The organism is Bacillus sp. D48C (assembly GCF_053345735.1).
This window is the reverse complement of the sequence record NZ_JBKFAQ010000001.1, coordinates 481123-498081: the sequence shown is the minus strand read 5'-3', so window position 1 is coordinate 498081 and position 16959 is coordinate 481123. Positions and strand designations below refer to the sequence as shown.

Below are 16959 nucleotides of genomic sequence, written 5' to 3'. Positions count from 1 at the left end.
TTTTAGGCTTCTCCTTTTATTTTGAAATGGATACAATGTCCAAATGGATCCTCGACTTGTAATATTCCATCTTTGTACGTAGCAATCTTGCCAATATTTTTTAAGCTTTCACATACTTGCTCTTTTTGTTTTTCATTCGCTAGTACAACTGTGAAATATTTTAAACCAACAGAACCTGGCATTTGCGGTGGTACCCCTTCACCTTGCCATGTATTTAAACCGATATGGTGATGATAACCACCTGCAGATACGAACAATGCTCCATTACGAGCTGGGATCGTTACTTCAAAACCAAGACCATCAACATAGAAACGTTTCGCTTCCTCTAAATCAGCTACATGGAAATGAATATGCCCCATCACAGTACCAGCTGGAAAGCCATTCCATGTACTTCCTTGCTGTAATAATTCTTCACCAGCTAACGGGTTACTAACAAATGGGAGTTCTCCATTCTCATCACGCCAAACTTCTTTTTGTCGATCATGATAAATTTCAATCCCGTTTCCATCTGGATCAGCTAAATAAAGAGCTTCACTAAAGTAATGATCGGCTCCGCCATGTAGTGGATATACCATCTCTACAAGATGACGAAGAACATTCGCTAAATCCTGTCTACTTGGTAATAAAATTGCGTAATGATATAACCCTGTTCTTCCTCTTTGCTTCGGAAAAGCTTCTTTCTTTTCTTCAATGATAAGAAGTGGTTCATCATTTTCATTCCCAAATGTAACGACTGCTTCTTCTTCTTTTAGCACCTTCATACTTAGTACTTCCGTATAAAACTCTAGTGATTTCTTTACATTAGATACGTATAAATGAACAACATCAAGTGTTGTATCGGGATGAAGTTGAAAACTCATCTTGTTAGCCCCCCCATTTAAATTAGTTCTTCTTTGACATTTTTTCTTTTAAGAAATTATCTACAAAACCATCAGCTTTTGCAACAAATAAGTATGCACCCATTGCTAATAATGCAAGTTCTAATTCGAAACCAGGATTTTTTCCATCTCCCAATAAACCAGCTGACCATTTCACTTTTACGATTGCTCCAACCATAACAAGTGCAAATAATAATCCAATATATCTTACACCTAAACCTAGAATTAATAATAGACCTCCAACTAATTCAAACGTTGCTACACCGTATGCAAGTCCTCCTGGTAAACCAATACTTGTAAACCATCCTGCAATATTGTCAATTCCTGATTGGAATTTTGTTAAACCGTGCATGAAGAATGTTACCCCTAACACGATACGAATAATTAAGTTACCAATATGTTGATTCATTTCATTCTCTCCTTTATAGTTTTCTTATACAAAACTTTTATTTACATTACAAAACATACACTAATTTTTTTTATTCGTCAATTCATTTTCACTGGGAAAAAATATATTTTTTTTGCTATGATACAAATAGTTGTTTACAAAAAGGAGCTTGATTTTATGAATATCGGTTCTGCAATACGTGAAATTCGTCAACGTAGAGGCATAACAATTGCACAAATTTGCGAGGGAACAGGTCTTTCTAAAGGATTTATGAGTCAGGTTGAAAATAATAAAACATCACCATCTATCTCAACTTTAGAAACGATCTCCAATTTTTTAAACGTTCCCCTTCCCTATTTATTGTTAGAGCAAAAAGATCGATTAAAAATTGTCAAAAAAGAAGAACGGAAATACAGTGTATACGGCAAAGATGAGCAAAGAATTGAACATGTTGCGGAGCAAGGGGGCCTTCGCCTATCTTTAGTAGAAATCCCTACTGGATTCCCGAAAGAAAACTCACCAAATGCCCATGAAGGGGAAGAATGTCACCTTGTATTACGCGGAAAACTAGAAGTTCAGCACGGTGAAGATATTGCAATTGTAGAAGAAGGTGATTCTTTCTCATGGAATGCATGCGTTCCTCATATTGTTCGTAATATAGGAGAAGAAACTGCATTATTACTCATCTCGAGTTATGCGGAAAATCGAAAACGTGTTTACTAAATAATAAAAAAGAAGCCTGATTAACAGGCTTCTTTTTTATCCCCTTATAATTCCATAACTTGTCCCAACTAGTACCGTCTTTTCATGCTGATTGCGATAAACTGACTCGATTGAAACTTTTTTATAACCTTCCATTTGCTCAATATTTGTTAAAGTTAATTCACAAGTGATCGTATCTCCTGTAAAAACTGGTCTAATAAACTCACTTACTAATTCTCTTGCTATGTAATGTAACTCTTCGCCCACCTTTGTTCCGATACTAGCAGTCAATAAACCATGAACCATTAGTCTTCCGTTTTCATCGTATTCCATATGGTGTCTACCTTTATCACCTGTAATATTTGCAAATTCAAAAACTTCCTCCTCAGTAAATCTTCTTTCATATTTAAATACATCCCCAACTTTTATACTCATTTTTATCCCCCTAATAATAAACGGAATTTTCTTTTATTTTATCATAAAAAGAGCCTCAATCCATTCTCTATTATCAAAAGTCTCAAAATTACCTCGCTATACTTTTTTACTTTCCGTTCATTTATCGGTGACCATCTCTTTTCGCGACTTGATATCCATAGTACGCACATGTTCCATTTCTCGATAGCTCTCTAACTTCAAATCCACAACTTCTATAAAAATCAAAATTGTTCGCAGATGTATGCGCAAACCAATCACCGTGGGGAAGTTTTTGCAAACAAAGAGCTACAAGCTTCTTACCTAATCCCTTCCCTCTATATTCACACTTCACAACTAAATTTACTATATTCGCGATCATAATTCCATCCGAAATGACCCTAACCATCGCAATCATCTCTTCTTCATCCCAAATTGTGAAAGCCCATGTTGAATTTTCAAATGCTATCGTAAATTTTTCAATTTGCCAAGAAGGGATATTATCATTACTCCAACCGGCATCTTCAAACAATGCTTTAATTGCATATGCTGGTACGCTACTCGTTCCCTCACGAATAATAAGTCCATTATGATAAATGTACATGTAATCCCCCCTTTATTTTCATATACCATTCTTCAAAAAATGCAATTTACCTTTAAAAAAGTAATTTTTCATCCAACACGTTTAATGGAATAAACAAGAACATCCATCCCATGAAATAAAGTTGTTTTCTCATAGCTGAGCCCTGTCTTTCTAGCAACAAATATTGAGGCGGGATGATTCGGGTTAATGAGAGAAATTAATTTATTCATTCGTAATGCTTGGAAACCGTAGTCTCGAAATGCTGCCGCCGCTTCTTTTGCATACCCTTTTCCCCAATACTGAGGAAGTAACCAATAACCAATTTCAATTTCCTCTTTTCCATCAATCTGCTGCTTTACCAGCCCTGCATGACCAATTCTTGTTCCCGTTTCCTTTTCAATCAATACAAATAAACCGAGACCGTTTTTATAGCTAGGAATGACCCACTCCTCCAAACTTTTTTTACACTGTATATATGTTTTTAACGTCCCATTTCCAATATAGCGCATTACCTTCTCGTTCCCCCATAGTGAAGCATAGAACTGTAAATCATCCATTGTATATTTGCGAATTTGTAAACAATCTGTATGAAACATGCCTGCACTCCTTTCCACTAATTTATTCTTAATTTCACGATCATGTTTTGTATGCATACGAAATGTTACTATTAATTATAAAGTGAAACTTTAATCAGTGGGGAATTTTGTTCACCCCCACTGATTATCAGCCCTCACCAATCGAGCGTTTACGGGCAGTGGATCTCCCATCTAACTTCTTTGCTCTAGCTGAATTTTGAGGCGGGAGACTTACTGCCCGCAAATAGCGGGATAAATGAACCTACAATAAAATACAGAATATTCATTCTTAACGACTAAAAAAAGCAGTAGACAAATTTCGTCTACTGCATCCATATCATAACTAGTATTAAGAAAACTACAGTTGAGGGGGTGTAGGATTTTCAAATATACTAGATACTTATCCCGTTCTAACGGGCGGTAAACTTTCCAATTGTTTCAAGTGAAAAGTTTACCGCACATAAGAACTTCCTTCGTTCATTAAGATAGTATTGCTAAATAATCATATACACGCTTAGATTTCTCTCCACCCATTCGTGCATGCTGAAGAAGAGAAATGCCATGAGGACCAGATGCACGCAATGCTTCTGGTTGAGCTACTAAAATAGCTTGTACAACTTCTAATTCACCAAGCATAGCTGCTGCAAAAATATCCATCCGAGCACCCTTTTCTAGTAAATAAAGAGCAATATCTTTACGACCTACATGTGCCGATGCCCCTAACGCACTTTCCCAATCTGATCCACCCCAATTATAAGAGGCGTGAAGTAAGCTTGGCGATTCAACCAATAGCTCTTGTACTTTCTCTAAATCCCCGTGAGCTGCCATAACAAATTCTCTTACTAATTCAGTGGTAATACGCTCTTCTGTTTGCATCGCTCTTCTCCCCTTTTAGAAATTCGTTTCGGTGTAAAAAACGGCTTGTCACTTCCTTGAAAGATATCTACATCTATGCCAAATACATGTTGAAACATTTCATGGCATAGCACTTCTTCTGGTATACCATCATACTGAATCTTTCCTCGCTTTAATACGAGTAAACGATCGCTATATTGAGCAGCTTGGTTAATGTCATGTAAAACCATTATAATTGTCATTCCATACTCCTCATTTAATCGTTTCACAAGTTCCATTACTTCCAACTGGTGAACGATATCTAAAAAGGTTGTTGGTTCATCCAATAGTAAGACATTTGTACGTTGCGCTAGCGTCATGGCAATCCAAGCACGTTGCCGTTCCCCTCCTGATAAAGAATGTAAAAGACGATATTCATACCCTTCAAGATTTGTAACAGACAATGCCCAATCAACAATTTCTTCATCTTCTTTATTTAAGCGGCTACTCCATGATTTATGTGGACCTCTTCCGAACTCAATTAGTTCTTTCACTGTTAAATCTAATTGATGATCATGCATTTGTGGTAACATTGCTAATTGCTTCGCTACATCAGCACTCTTCATCATATGAATGTTTTTCCCATCTAAAATGATGTCCCCTTCGCTTTGTTTCAGTAGCCTTGCTATTAAACGAAGCAAAGTAGATTTTCCCGATCCATTCGGACCAATTAAACTAACGATTTCTCCAGCCTTAATATGTACATTCATATTTTGCATTTGAAATCTTTCAGAGTGTGCATAAAACACTTTGTTAACGGAAATCACGTTGTTTTCCTCCTCTATGAATTAAATATAAGAAGAACGGACCACCTAAGAAGGACAGTAAAATACCAACAGGCAATTCGATTGGATCGAACCAACTTCGAGCTATTGCATCCGCAAAAACAAGTAATACACCGCCGCCAAGGCATGATAAAGGTAGCAAATATCTATAATCATTTCCAACTAATAAACGTAGCATATGTGGTACGACAAGACCGACAAATCCAATAAGACCAGATACACTTACTGCAATTCCAGCTAATAATGTACTTACTACGATTAAATAAAACCGACTTTTTTCCACGTTATGTCCTAATAACTTTGCCATTTCATCTCCAAGCATTAACACTCGAATATGCTTAATGCCAAAGAAAGCTAATATAATGGCGAATATTGCATAATAAATAATCATGTTTAAATGTGCCCAACTTACACCACCAATACCACCCGCTAGCCACGGTAACACGGATTGTACTTTGTCACTATGTAATAACATTAATGCTGACGTTGCTGCACCAATTAATGCATTGATCGACACCCCTACTAAGACGATTCTTGAAGGTGGTGCCCCTTTTTGCCATGATAAAGCATAAATAACCATCGCTGTTATGAAAGCTCCTAAAAACGCCCCTAGTGGTAAAAAAGCTAGATGCTGTGGGAATAAAATCATGATGACAATTGCTACAAGGCCTGCCCCAGATGAAACTCCGATAATACCAGGATCTGCAAGAGGGTTTCTCATAACCCCTTGCAGCAGTGTACCAGATGCAGCTAAACATGTTCCTACTATAAACCCAACGAGAACTCTCGGTATGCGAAGATCCCATACAATTCGATGAACTGTCGAACCCTCATCTTGTATACCTGTTAGAATGTCTCTTACAGAAAAAGATAAACTTCCTGCGAAAAGTCCGTAAAAGAGGCCTAGAATTGTTAATACAACTAAAGTAACTGCTATTATCCATCTTTTTTTCGCAAAAGGATGTTCCTTTTCTCTTACTACTTCACTACTTTCCATACGTATCATTTCCTTACATCTTGTATACTTTTATACATAAAGTCCATTGCTTCTGTAACTTTTGTCCCAGGATTAGATCCAAATAAATCAGGTGGCAAAATAACTACGCGGTTTTGTTTTACTGCATCTAAATTTTTCCACGCTTCATTTTTCATCATTTCGCCTTCGAATGCTTTTTTCACACTTGTTGGATCTCCGTGTGTAATTAAATAAATCACATCTGGATTCGCCTCAATAATACGTTCTACACTTAGCTGTGCATATTGCGGATATTCTTTCATTTCTGGAAAATCAGAAGCAATATTTTTTCCGCCTGTTTTTTCTAAAATATCACCTGATAAAGATGTTGGTAATGCCGCTAAATAAGTACCTGGTGCGCCATACACTAGCAATGCTTTCACATCGCTCTTTTTCTCATATTTCTTCATTTGATTATTGATTTTTTGATTAAGTTCTTTTGCTTTATCTTCTTTCTTCATTGCCGTTCCATATAATTCAATATTCTTTTGAATATCTTGTACAGAATTCGCAGAAGAAATGATTACTTTCGTTCCCTGTCCTTCAACCGTTGGCACATTCTTTTGGAATCCATTGTTAGCAACAAGTACATCGGGCTTTAAACTAGCAATTTGCTCAAAGTTCGGTTGATGTGCATTCCCGATTACTTTTGCTTTCTTTAACTCCTCTGGAAGAGTTAATTTCGTATCCGGACGACCTACTACTTTTCCACCTAAAGCATGAATAATATCCATGTCTCCCATACTTAATGTTGCAAAACTTTCTGGTACTTTATCGAATGTTACCTTTCTCCCTGACAGGTCGGTAATTTCGATTTTTTCTTTTCCTTTTTCTGTTTTGGTTGCAGACGCTTTTTCGTCCCCTTTGGCACTGCAACCTATTAACAAGAAAAAAATAGATAAAATCGCTGTAAATAGCGTAATAGATTTTTTCATTCCTTCACCTCTAATTGATAATGATAATCATTAACTACTATTCTACTTTAATTGATAAGGATTATCATTGTCAACATGAAACGCATACATTTTTCTACAAAAAACAAAAAGCGCGACAAAAAGATTCTTTCTTTTCGCCGCGCTCTAGTTAACAATATTATTCACATTCATTTTCCTCTAACTGGTCACGCATCACTTTCACACGCTGAAAGAAAAAGAACGATAAACTTAAAAATATAACGATACTCCCCATCATAACAAAAAATTGGATTGTCTCTTTTGCTCCATCCGGAATCAACAAGCCAACCATTAACAATGTACTTACAGCGAGAAGAATTTGTCCGAACCTAGTATAATCTTCTATTTTCCCTTGTAATTCTTTCATTATATTCTCACTCCTCCATTTCACTTTATCATATTCTATGAAACTGAAAGACCAGTAAATACAGCCATTCTGGGAGATGTTTTCCAACAAAAAAAGAGCCGCTTTACTGCGGCTCTTTTTTAATCATTATTCACCTTTATATGCTTCCATATAAATTTCTTTCAGCTCTGAAATAAGCGGTAACTTTGGATTAGCAGTTGTACATTGATCTTCAAAAGCTCTTTCTGCTAATACTCCAACAACCTCTTCAAATTGCTCTTTATCTACCCCTTGTCCTGCAATACTCATATTAATATTTAAGCTTTTTCCAAGCTCAGTAATTGCTTTGACGAGTGATTCCACACCTTCTGCTATTGAGCTTGCTGGAAGCCCGAGCATTCTCGCAATATGTGCATAGCGTTCATCTGCTACAAAGTGCTCATATTTTGGGAACAATGCGTGTTTTCTTGGCTTAATAGCATTATAGCGGACTACGTGCGGCATTAGAATGGCATTTGCACGTCCGTGCGGAATATGGAATTCTGGTCCAATCTTATGTGCTAAGCTGTGATTAATACCGAGGAAAGCATTTGCAAATGCCATCCCTGCAATTGCAGAAGCGTTATGCATTTTTTCTCGTGCTTCTTCATCATTTCCATCTTTATATGCTCTTGGTAAATATTTGAATACGAGATCAATAGCTTTTAATGCTAATCCATCTGTATAGTCATTTGCCATAACAGAAACATACGCCTCAATTGCATGTGTTAAAACATCCATACCAGTATCTGCTGTTACATGTGGTGGTACTGTCATTACAAATTGTGGATCAACAATTGCTACATCTGGTGTTAATTCATAATCTGCGAGCGGATACTTTATATTATTTTTCTTATCTGTAATAACCGCAAATGGTGTCACTTCTGATCCTGTTCCTGATGTTGTTGGAATCGCAACAAACTGTGCCTTATTTCCTAATTCCGGATATTTACATGTACGTTTTCTTATATCTAAAAACTTCTGTTTAATGCCATAGAATGTCGTTTCTGGATGCTCATAGAATAACCACATTCCTTTTGCTGCATCCATAGCTGAACCACCACCAAGTGCGATAATTACATCTGGCTTAAAGCTTCTCATCATTTCCGCACCTTTAAAGACAGTTTCATCTGATGGATCTGGTTCGACCTCAAAGAAAACTTCAATTTTCACATCATTTGCATGCTTGTTTAAATAGTGCGTGACTGTATCCACATAGCCATGTTCAACCATTCCAGGATCCGTTACAATAAATGCACGTGAAATGTTAGGCATATTTGCTAAATACGCTGTAGCATGTTTTTCAAAATAAATTTTTGGTGGCAATTTGAACCACTGCATATTCTTTTTTCTATTTGCCAGCCTTTTTATATTTAATAAATGAGTCGCTGTTACATTTTGGGAAACTGAATTTTTTCCGTAAGAACCACAACCAAGTGTAAGTGATGGAATAAATCCGTTATATATATCCCCTATTCCACCTTGTGATGAAGGTGCATTTACAATGAGACGGCAAGCTTTCATACGTAATCCAAATTGCTTTTGCACTTCTTTATTTGTAGAATGAATAACTGCTGAATGTCCTAACCCACCGAGGTTCAACATTTCTTCGCAATATGTAAATCCTTTTTCTAATGAATTCGCCTTCACACAGGCTAATACTGGGCTCAGTTTCTCACGAGATAACGGGTATGCTGCTCCGATACCTTGAATTTCAGCTACAAGCATTTTTGTATGTTCAGGAACAGTAATCCCAACTAATTCGGCAATATACTGTGCTGATTTTCCTACAATATCACTATTTACTGCACATGTATTTTCATTTATAACGAGCTTTTCTAATTTTTTTCTTTCTTCTTCTGTTACAAAGTAACAATTGTTTTCGATCATTTCTGTTTTAACATCATCATAGATTTCTTTATCGACAATGATTGCTTGTTCCGATGCACAAATCATACCGTTATCAAATGTTTTCGATAAAATTAAATCATTAACAGCTCGTTTTACATGTGCTGATTTTTCTATATAACACGGTACATTACCAGGACCTACACCTAGCGCTGGTTTTCCAGTAGAGTAAGCTGATTTCACCATACCAGCGCCTCCAGTTGCTAGAACGAGTGCCACACCATCATGGTTCATTAATTGTTTCGTCGCTTCGACAGACGGTCTTTCAATCCATTGAATACAATGTTTTGGTGCACCAGCTTTCATTGCTGCATCATATACGGTTTTCGCTGCTGCCACCGAACAATTTTGTGCAGAAGGATGAAATGCGAAAATAATTGGATTTCTCGTTTTTATCGCAATCAACGCTTTAAACATTGTTGTCGACGTTGGATTCGTTACTGGTGTTACCCCAGCTACTACACCGACAGGTTCTGCAATTTCTATTATTTCTTCATGAGGATCTTCGTGAATAATTCCTACCGTTTTATCTTGCTTTATACTATGCCAAATATATTCAGTGGCAAAAATATTTTTAATGCATTTGTCTTCATAGACACCACGGCCTGTTTCTTCAACAGCCAATTTTGCAAGTGGCATATGTTGATCAACACCTGCTAATGCCATTTCATGAACAATGTTGTCAATCTGCTCTTGTGTAAAACTTTCTAATGCTTGTAAAGCTTGTTGACCGTTATTTACTAACGTATCAATCATCTCTTTTACCTCTTGCATTTCATTTACAACTTTCTCTTTGACTACCATGTAAATTTCCTCCTATTCTGTTATCACGGTCTTTATAAGTCCCTATAGGTCATAATAAGTCCCGATTAGCGAAAAAAAATAGAGTTACCGTCCTACATGAATCCTATTGTTTGTGAAACACTTCACAAGTTTACTCGTGAATAACATTTCATGAATTCAATATACATGAAATCATTTCATTTGTGTATGTATAATTTGTGAAATATTTCACAAATTAACATAATAAAAAATGCACTGCTCCACATTAGCAGTGCATTTTTTATTACGCTAGCGCTTGCGCTAAATCTTCAATTAAATCTTCACCATCTTCAATACCGACAGAAATACGAATTAATGTATCTGTAATTCCTAATTCTTTACGGCGATCTGCTGGGATTGATGCATGTGTCATTTGAGATGGGATAGAAATTAAACTTTCTACTGCTCCTAAGCTTTCAGCAAGTGTAAAGTATTGCAGTTTCTCAAGTACTTTATTTAATGTTTCCTCACTATCTACATCAAACGAAATAATAGCACCAAATCCATTTGCTTGTTCTGTTGCTAATTCGTGGTTTTGATGTGATTCAAGACCTGGGTAATATACTTTATTTACTTTTGGATGATTATTTAAAAATTCAGCAATAGCGCGTGAATTCGTTTCATGTTCTTCCATACGAATTCCTAATGTTTTTAAACCGCGAAGTAGTAAGAAGCTATCTTGTGGTCCAAGAATACCTCCTGTTGAGTTTTGTACAAAGTGAAGGTCTTCTGCTAGTTGTGGGCTATTTACCACTACTAGACCTGCAACTACGTCACTATGACCTCCTAAATATTTCGTTGCACTATGAAGTACAATGTCTGCTCCTAAAGAAATCGGCGACTGCCAATATGGCGTCATGAATGTATTATCAATAATTGTTAATAAATCTTTCTCTTTAGCAAGAGTAGATATTTTCTTAATATCAGTAATTTTTAGTAATGGGTTCGTTGGTGTTTCCACATAGATCGCTTTCGTATTTGGACGAATTGCTTCTACAACTTCCTCTAAGTTTGTTGTGTCTACAAATGTATGTTCAATACCGAAGCGGTTTAATACTTTCGTAATAACACGATACGTTCCACCATAAACATCATCTGTTAAAATAACGTGGTCACCTTTTGAGAACAACATAATTGTCGCTGTAATAGCAGCCATTCCAGAACCGAATGCAAATCCAGCATGACCATTTTCTAATACGGCAATCATTTCTTCTAAAGCTGCACGTGTTGGGTTACCTGTACGTGAATATTCATATCCTTGATGCTTACCAACCGCTTCTTGTTTGTACGTACTTGTTTGATAGATCGGTACGTTTACAGATCCAGTTGAAGGTTCTCCTATGCGAATACCATGAATTAACTTTGTCTTTGCTCTCATTTTTTATTCCCATCCTTTGTATATGTCTTTACTTAAATAGCGCTCACTACTATCAGGAAAAATGGTTACAATATTTGTACCTGGTGCTGCCTTCTCTGCCTCAAGTAAGCTCGCATGAAATGCTGCTCCTGAAGAGCTCCCAACGAGAAGTCCTTCTTTTTGCGCTAATTCTTTCACTCGTAAAAATGCATTTCGATCAGAAATCGTATGAATTTCATCAAAATAAGATGTCTTCAAAAATGGCGGGATAAATTCCAGTCCAATTCCTTCGGTCTCATGTGAACCAGCCTTACCACCATTTAAAATAGATCCTTCTGGCTCTACGATAACTGTTTTAATATCTATATTTTTTTCTTTCAAATAAGATGCAGTCCCCATAAACGTACCGCCAGTTCCTGCTCCAGCAACAAATATGTTAATCTCTCCATTCAGTGCATCCCAAAGTTCAGGACCTAGTGTTTTGAAATAAGCACGCGGGTTTGCTTCATTCGCAAACTGACTTGGAGAGTATGAATTCGGTATTTCATTTACTAATTCTTTTGCTTTTGCAATTGCACCGGTCATTCCTTGCTCAGTCGGTGTATGCACGACCGTTGCACCTAGTGCTTTCATTAATTCTTGTTTTTCAATACTAAATTTCTCTGGTACACAAACGATAACACGTAAATCATGTTCTAATGCTGCAAGTGCCAGTCCAATACCAGTATTCCCAGCAGTCGGTTCAATAATTGTTCCACCTTGGGTAACAAGCCCTTTTTCTAGCGCATCTTCGATTAATTCTCTTCCTAAACGATCCTTAACGCTTCCGCCTGGGTTATAAAATTCAAGCTTTGCAAATAAGCGGACCCCTTTCGGAAGTGAAAAACGAGTAATTTCTACAATTGGTGTATGACCAATTAACTCATGAACTCCACGATATACATTCATCGTGTTCTCCCCCTTGTTTGCCAATAAAGAAAAGGCAACTGTATGTATTTTCTTTATATGAGACAGTTGCCTTTTTGTTACATTACTTTAACTCTTCTAACACTTTTACGATAAAGTTTGTAGAATGAAGAGCTGCTTGATCTAAAAACTGATCAAATGAAACATTTGATTCTTTACCAGCAATATCAGAAAGTGCGCGAATGATAACAAACGGAACTTCATATTGGTGGCATACTTGTGCGACAGCTGCTGCTTCCATTTCTACCGCATAAAGATTTTCAAATTTATCACGGATGGCTGCAACGCGGTTCGGATCACTCATAAATGAATCGCCTGTTGCAATCATGCCTTTTACAACTTGAATATTTTCTTCAGTTTGCATACATTTCTCAGCTAATGCAACTAACGCCTCATCAGCTTTAAATCCAGGCGGCATTCCTGGTACTTGACCATATTCATAGTTAAATGCTGTTACATCTACGTCATGGTGACGAACTTCAGTGGAAATAACTACATCACCAACGTTTAGAGAATGATGGAATCCACCAGCTGAACCAGTATTAATTACTTTTTCAGGCTTATATTTTTCTAATAAAATTGTCGTTGACATCGCTGCGTTTACTTTACCAATACCAGACTTTAACAAGATTACTTCATGTCCTGCTAATAGTCCTTTCGTAAATTCACAACCTGCAACCGTTTCTGTCTCTGCTTGTTCTAATTTGTCACGTAAAATACGTACTTCTTCTTCCATTGCTCCAATTACAGCAATTCTCAATCTAATCCCTCTTTCTATTGCTTAGTTGCCTCCATTACCCAAACGAAATGATTTAATCTCGTAAACGTTACATGGAAGCCATTGTTTTCAAAAATAGTCTGCATAACTGGAATACGTGTATAGTATTCCGTTTGCAAATCGTTTGCTAACTGGTGAAAACCTCTTTGTTTTGCTGTTTCAACAGTTTTATCATATGCATCTTGATCTGCAAATATCGTATCAGCAAACACTATTTTACCACCTTTGTTTAGCAATTGACTATACTTCGCAACCGCTACATTTTTTTCATCATCTGTTAAATGATGAAATGCATAGGTGCTTACAATGGTATCAATTGAATTTGGGACTTCAAACGAAAGAAAATCACCTTCTGTAATCGAAAATTCTTTTGGCAATTTCTCTTTTGCAATCATACGCATTTCACGCGACGGTTCTATACCGTAAACTGTGCGGCCAGCAAGTAATAATTTATTTGTTAAATTACCTGTACCGACACCAAATTCTAATACATTACCAAATGACTTGTTAACTACATCCTCTAGAATATCCTCATAATGGGCGAAAACTTCTTTATATTGTATATCTTCGCCTTGTACGAATGAGTCGTACGTATGAGCCCACTCATCAAATAAACCATTAAATTCTGTGCCCATAAAAATTCCCCTTTTTCTTATCGGTTTTATCAGTATGATATTCCCTCTTTCTAAAAATGTCAATTGAAATGTACATGGTATTTCCTTCTTTTCTTTGTTACACTATAGTTGATTACATAGGAGAGGGGCCGTCTTCATGTCATTTACCTTTGAAATGTTAGAAGATAAAGTAGAATTTTTTGAAGCGGGAGACTTAGCTTCTTTAGAACGAAAAATTAGTGAACAAATCGATAATAATAAAGCACTTATGCTTGAAGTTCATCACATCTCACATCAAATGGTTATGGATCCTGAAAGCAAAAGACCGTATTATAGCGCGGTTGTTCATTTTAAATTAAAGAAATTGCGTTAACTAAAAAAGAGAAGCTCCTAAGGAGCTTCTCTTTTTTAGTTTAGAGTTTGAACAAGTACTGGTTTCCAGCCCTCATTATCTACCCAATCAATATTTACGTAATATCTTTTTCCACTTTGCTTATCTTGAACGTCACCATAAGCTTTACTCTTTCCAGTTTTGTCTCTTCCAACAAAATGGAATACTAATTGCTCCTTCGGTACTTCAATACCTGCAGCAATTGCACTTTGCATCTCATTCCAATCTGATGACCCCTGTTTAAACGTCATCGCTGGTGATGAACCTTGTTCTGTTCCTACAGCTTTCCAAGAAGGTTTTGTATAAGCCTCTTTTGCCTTGGATACAGTTTTTTCAGCTGATACTTTCTCGTTAGCTTTCGCTTCTTCTTCAGCTTTTTTCTTTTCTTCCTCAGCCTTTAACTTCTCTTCTTCAGCTTTTTGCTTAGCTTCTGCTTGCTCTTTTTCTTTTTCTTTTTTCTTAGCAGATTCTTTATCTTCTGATTTTCCAGCTTTCTCATTCTTTGTTGTTTGTTGAGAGACTTTCTTATCAGTAGAAGATGCTTGCTCTTTCGTACTAGGAACGAACAATTGATATGCTACAATAGCTACTAATAGTAATACAATAGCGATTGCAATATTTAAAACACCGTTTTGACGACGTTTTTGTTGTTTCTGTTGGAATCTTGATCCTCCTGCCATTCTCCAAACCTCCATGCAGTTTTTCCTAATTGCTATTGTAACATTAAATCTAGAAAGGTTGAACATTTACAATGATATTTTCATGAAATGAAAACAATTCACTATAAATTGCAAGATTACTTTTTATTCTCCAATTGATAGATTGCTCCTACCATATCTTTAAAAATAGGTGTGACTTTATTCACTTTGTTATCAGTCTCTAGATCAACAACAACTAAAGCATATCTTGGATTCTCATACGGAAAATAACCTGCAAACCAGCGATTCACCCTCGTCCCTTTCCCTGTTTGCGCTGTCCCGGATTTTCCAGCGACACTGAGCGGCAACGAGTGGAATGCCGTTCCTGTTCCTTTCTCCCTTGTTACAACGCCTCTTAATAACTCTTGTAATGTTTTCACTGTTTCATACGAAAGCTGTTTTCCATGTAACGTATGGTTCTCAAATGTAAAAAAATCCGCTCCATTTTTATATACTATTTTTTCAACAGCTTTCACTTCCATCTTTTTTCCATTCCTCGCAATCGTCGCCATCATATTAGCAATTGCTAGAGGTGATATACGTACATCTTTCTGTCCAATCGCTGTTTGCTCTACCGCTTTTTTACTATTTTTGTTTTCTTCATTCCCCCAAATAGTAGAGCCTTTTTCTTCTGGCATTTGCTCGAAATGAGGTGTATGAAATACAGAACCTTTCCATCCGACCTTTTCATTTGCTCCTAAAGCTGCTACGTATGTTTCTAGCACCGTCCTATCCTTTTGTAATAGCTCGTTACCTAACTCGGAAAATGTCCTGTTACAGCTCCTAGCAAAGCTCTCTTTGAAGTTAAGTGTACCCATCATAACTTGTGGGTCGTTTTCACCATATAAATCTTTATTACAATTAAATGTCCGATTAAACAAATTTACTTTTTGATCAATGACTGCAGCTGCAACTACTGTTTTAAAAACAGAGCCTGGAAAATGCGGCGTTAACATTTGATTTTCAAGTGTAGTCTCATATAAATTCTTATCTCTTACTTGTAAAGACGGCTTACTGACCATCGCTAATATTTCATTTGTCTTTACATCAAGTAATACTAATCCCCCCTTCTTTATTTCATTTGCTTCAATCACTTCTTCTGCTTTTTGCTGCAACCCTTTATGTAAAGTAGTTTGAATCCTAACTGGGTAAAATGGATTTCCTGGTGAAGTATATTTCGCTTGCTTTCCGAAAATTGGTTCTCCTTGCCGATCTACTTGATACAATACTTTTGCCTCTCCATCAGTCAATAAAAATTCATCAAATGATTGCTGTAATCCTGAAATACCTATCGGCGTTTGTTTTGAAATTTTTTTCACTTCTCCATATCGCTTTTGAAATTCTCTTTCGTTCTCCCCTACATCACCAATTAAATGATTTATCTCCCCAGTTTGTTTTAATCGCACTTCAGCTGCTACAATACCTAATACATGTAATTGATTCACCTTCTCCATCTGCTCTCGTGTCACTCGAAATGGAGCAGTTTCCCCTTGCAGTATAAATGCATTTTTTTTATTTTTCATTTGTCTTCTGATCTCTTGTCTCGACACACCAATGATATGCGCGATTTTCTCTAACATGTCATTTTTTATTTGTAAAAATGGAAAAACAATTAAAACAGGATACTTTTCCTCCCCTATTTCTTTACCATTACGATCTATAAACTGCCCACGTCCATCGTCTACTGCAATGGATTGCGTACGTTGCGTAACACTTTTTTCAATTAAATTTATTTTGCGATTAGTAAATGATTCTGTATCTATAATTTGGATTTGAATTAAACGACAAAGCAATAAAAACATAATGCCCATAAAACAAATTAAAACAATTGCAATTCTCCGTTTTATTTTCATAAA

The 16959-nt window shown here is 36.4% G+C and carries 19 protein-coding genes; 2 read left to right on the top strand and 17 right to left on the bottom strand.

All coding sequences use genetic code 11. The features are described from left to right. Window positions 1-2: 2 nt before the first annotated feature. Together ACLBXA_RS02660 and ACLBXA_RS02655 are read right to left on the bottom strand one after the other, a co-directional pair. Complete coding sequence (locus ACLBXA_RS02660) at window positions 3-860, bottom strand: VOC family protein (protein WP_000009842.1); 858 nt, start codon at window positions 858-860, stop codon at window positions 3-5. A gap of 22 nt (window positions 861-882) precedes the next feature. Beyond that, a complete protein-coding gene (locus ACLBXA_RS02655; protein ID WP_001071553.1) occupies window positions 883-1287 on the bottom strand; it encodes a DoxX family protein in 405 nt (134 codons plus the stop codon). 156 nt (window positions 1288-1443) lie between these two features. Here ACLBXA_RS02655 and ACLBXA_RS02650 point away from each other — a divergent pair, with 156 nt between their 5' ends. Further along, window positions 1444-1989 (top strand): helix-turn-helix domain-containing protein, encoded by a 546-nt coding sequence (locus ACLBXA_RS02650; protein WP_001020693.1) that lies wholly within the window; start codon window positions 1444-1446, stop codon window positions 1987-1989. A 36-nt stretch (window positions 1990-2025) separates the two neighbouring features. Here the strand turns inward: ACLBXA_RS02650 and ACLBXA_RS02645 are convergent, their stop codons facing one another. The 13 genes from ACLBXA_RS02645 to ACLBXA_RS02585 all read right to left on the bottom strand — a co-directional run bounded on the left by ACLBXA_RS02645 (window position 2026) and on the right by ACLBXA_RS02585 (window position 14035). Then, window positions 2026-2403: a MaoC/PaaZ C-terminal domain-containing protein gene (locus ACLBXA_RS02645; RefSeq protein ID WP_000025008.1), complete on the bottom strand. Its 378-nt coding sequence runs from the start codon at window positions 2401-2403 to the stop codon at window positions 2026-2028. 121 nt (window positions 2404-2524) lie between these two features. Further along, complete coding sequence (locus ACLBXA_RS02640) at window positions 2525-2983, bottom strand: GNAT family N-acetyltransferase (RefSeq protein WP_000276126.1); 459 nt, start codon at window positions 2981-2983, stop codon at window positions 2525-2527. Window positions 2984-3051: 68 nt separating this feature from the next. Then, on the bottom strand, window positions 3052-3615 hold the full coding sequence (locus ACLBXA_RS02635) for a GNAT family N-acetyltransferase (protein ID WP_118961582.1): 564 nt from the start codon (window positions 3613-3615) through the stop codon (window positions 3052-3054). 402 nt (window positions 3616-4017) lie between these two features. Next, entirely contained in the window at window positions 4018-4413 is a 396-nt protein-coding gene (locus ACLBXA_RS02630; RefSeq protein ID WP_001192766.1) for an ankyrin repeat domain-containing protein, read from the bottom strand. Next, the gene (locus tag ACLBXA_RS02625; protein ID WP_000626531.1) at window positions 4380-5198 is read right to left on the bottom strand and encodes an ABC transporter ATP-binding protein; all 819 of its coding nucleotides are present in this window, start codon (window positions 5196-5198) and stop codon (window positions 4380-4382) included. Before ACLBXA_RS02625 ends, ACLBXA_RS02630 begins: the two co-directional genes overlap by 34 nt. Continuing rightward, window positions 5185-6213 carry a FecCD family ABC transporter permease gene (locus tag ACLBXA_RS02620; protein WP_002082127.1) on the bottom strand — a complete coding sequence of 343 codons (1029 nt, stop codon included), beginning with the start codon at window positions 6211-6213 and terminating at the stop codon, window positions 5185-5187. The genes ACLBXA_RS02625 and ACLBXA_RS02620 overlap by 14 nt, the downstream gene beginning before the upstream one ends. A 5-nt stretch (window positions 6214-6218) precedes the next feature. Next, on the bottom strand, window positions 6219-7166 hold the full coding sequence (locus ACLBXA_RS02615) for an ABC transporter substrate-binding protein (RefSeq protein ID WP_000748461.1): 948 nt from the start codon (window positions 7164-7166) through the stop codon (window positions 6219-6221). A gap of 157 nt (window positions 7167-7323) precedes the next feature. Continuing rightward, window positions 7324-7551 (bottom strand): YrhC family protein, encoded by a 228-nt coding sequence (locus ACLBXA_RS02610; protein WP_000661454.1) that lies wholly within the window; start codon window positions 7549-7551, stop codon window positions 7324-7326. A gap of 126 nt (window positions 7552-7677) precedes the next feature. After that, window positions 7678-10281, bottom strand: coding sequence for a bifunctional acetaldehyde-CoA/alcohol dehydrogenase (adhE, locus tag ACLBXA_RS02605; protein ID WP_000260461.1), 2604 nt, complete (start codon window positions 10279-10281; stop codon window positions 7678-7680). Between the two features lie 262 nt (window positions 10282-10543). Then, complete coding sequence (locus tag ACLBXA_RS02600) at window positions 10544-11677, bottom strand: bifunctional cystathionine gamma-lyase/homocysteine desulfhydrase (protein ID WP_001201921.1); 1134 nt, start codon at window positions 11675-11677, stop codon at window positions 10544-10546. A 3-nt stretch (window positions 11678-11680) separates the two neighbouring features. After that, the gene (locus tag ACLBXA_RS02595) at window positions 11681-12604 is read right to left on the bottom strand and encodes an O-acetylserine dependent cystathionine beta-synthase (protein ID WP_001103877.1); all 924 of its coding nucleotides are present in this window, start codon (window positions 12602-12604) and stop codon (window positions 11681-11683) included. 82 nt (window positions 12605-12686) lie between these two features. Beyond that, a complete protein-coding gene (mtnN, locus tag ACLBXA_RS02590; protein ID WP_001217027.1) occupies window positions 12687-13382 on the bottom strand; it encodes a 5'-methylthioadenosine/S-adenosylhomocysteine nucleosidase in 696 nt (231 codons plus the stop codon). A gap of 14 nt (window positions 13383-13396) precedes the next feature. Next, complete coding sequence (locus ACLBXA_RS02585; protein WP_000536323.1) at window positions 13397-14035, bottom strand: class I SAM-dependent DNA methyltransferase; 639 nt, start codon at window positions 14033-14035, stop codon at window positions 13397-13399. Window positions 14036-14171: 136 nt separating this feature from the next. Between ACLBXA_RS02585 and ACLBXA_RS02580 the strand changes: the two genes are divergently transcribed. Next, a complete protein-coding gene (locus ACLBXA_RS02580) occupies window positions 14172-14387 on the top strand; it encodes a YrzA family protein (RefSeq protein ID WP_000010984.1) in 216 nt (71 codons plus the stop codon). Window positions 14388-14422: 35 nt separating this feature from the next. Here the strand turns inward: ACLBXA_RS02580 and ACLBXA_RS02575 are convergent, their stop codons facing one another. Continuing rightward, window positions 14423-15085 carry a YrrS family protein gene (locus ACLBXA_RS02575; protein WP_000897094.1) on the bottom strand — a complete coding sequence of 221 codons (663 nt, stop codon included), beginning with the start codon at window positions 15083-15085 and terminating at the stop codon, window positions 14423-14425. A 116-nt stretch (window positions 15086-15201) separates the two neighbouring features. Beyond that, window positions 15202-16956, bottom strand: a complete 1755-nt coding sequence (locus tag ACLBXA_RS02570) for a peptidoglycan D,D-transpeptidase FtsI family protein (protein WP_098900092.1) — start codon at window positions 16954-16956, stop codon at window positions 15202-15204. Window positions 16957-16959: the final 3 nt, after the last annotated feature.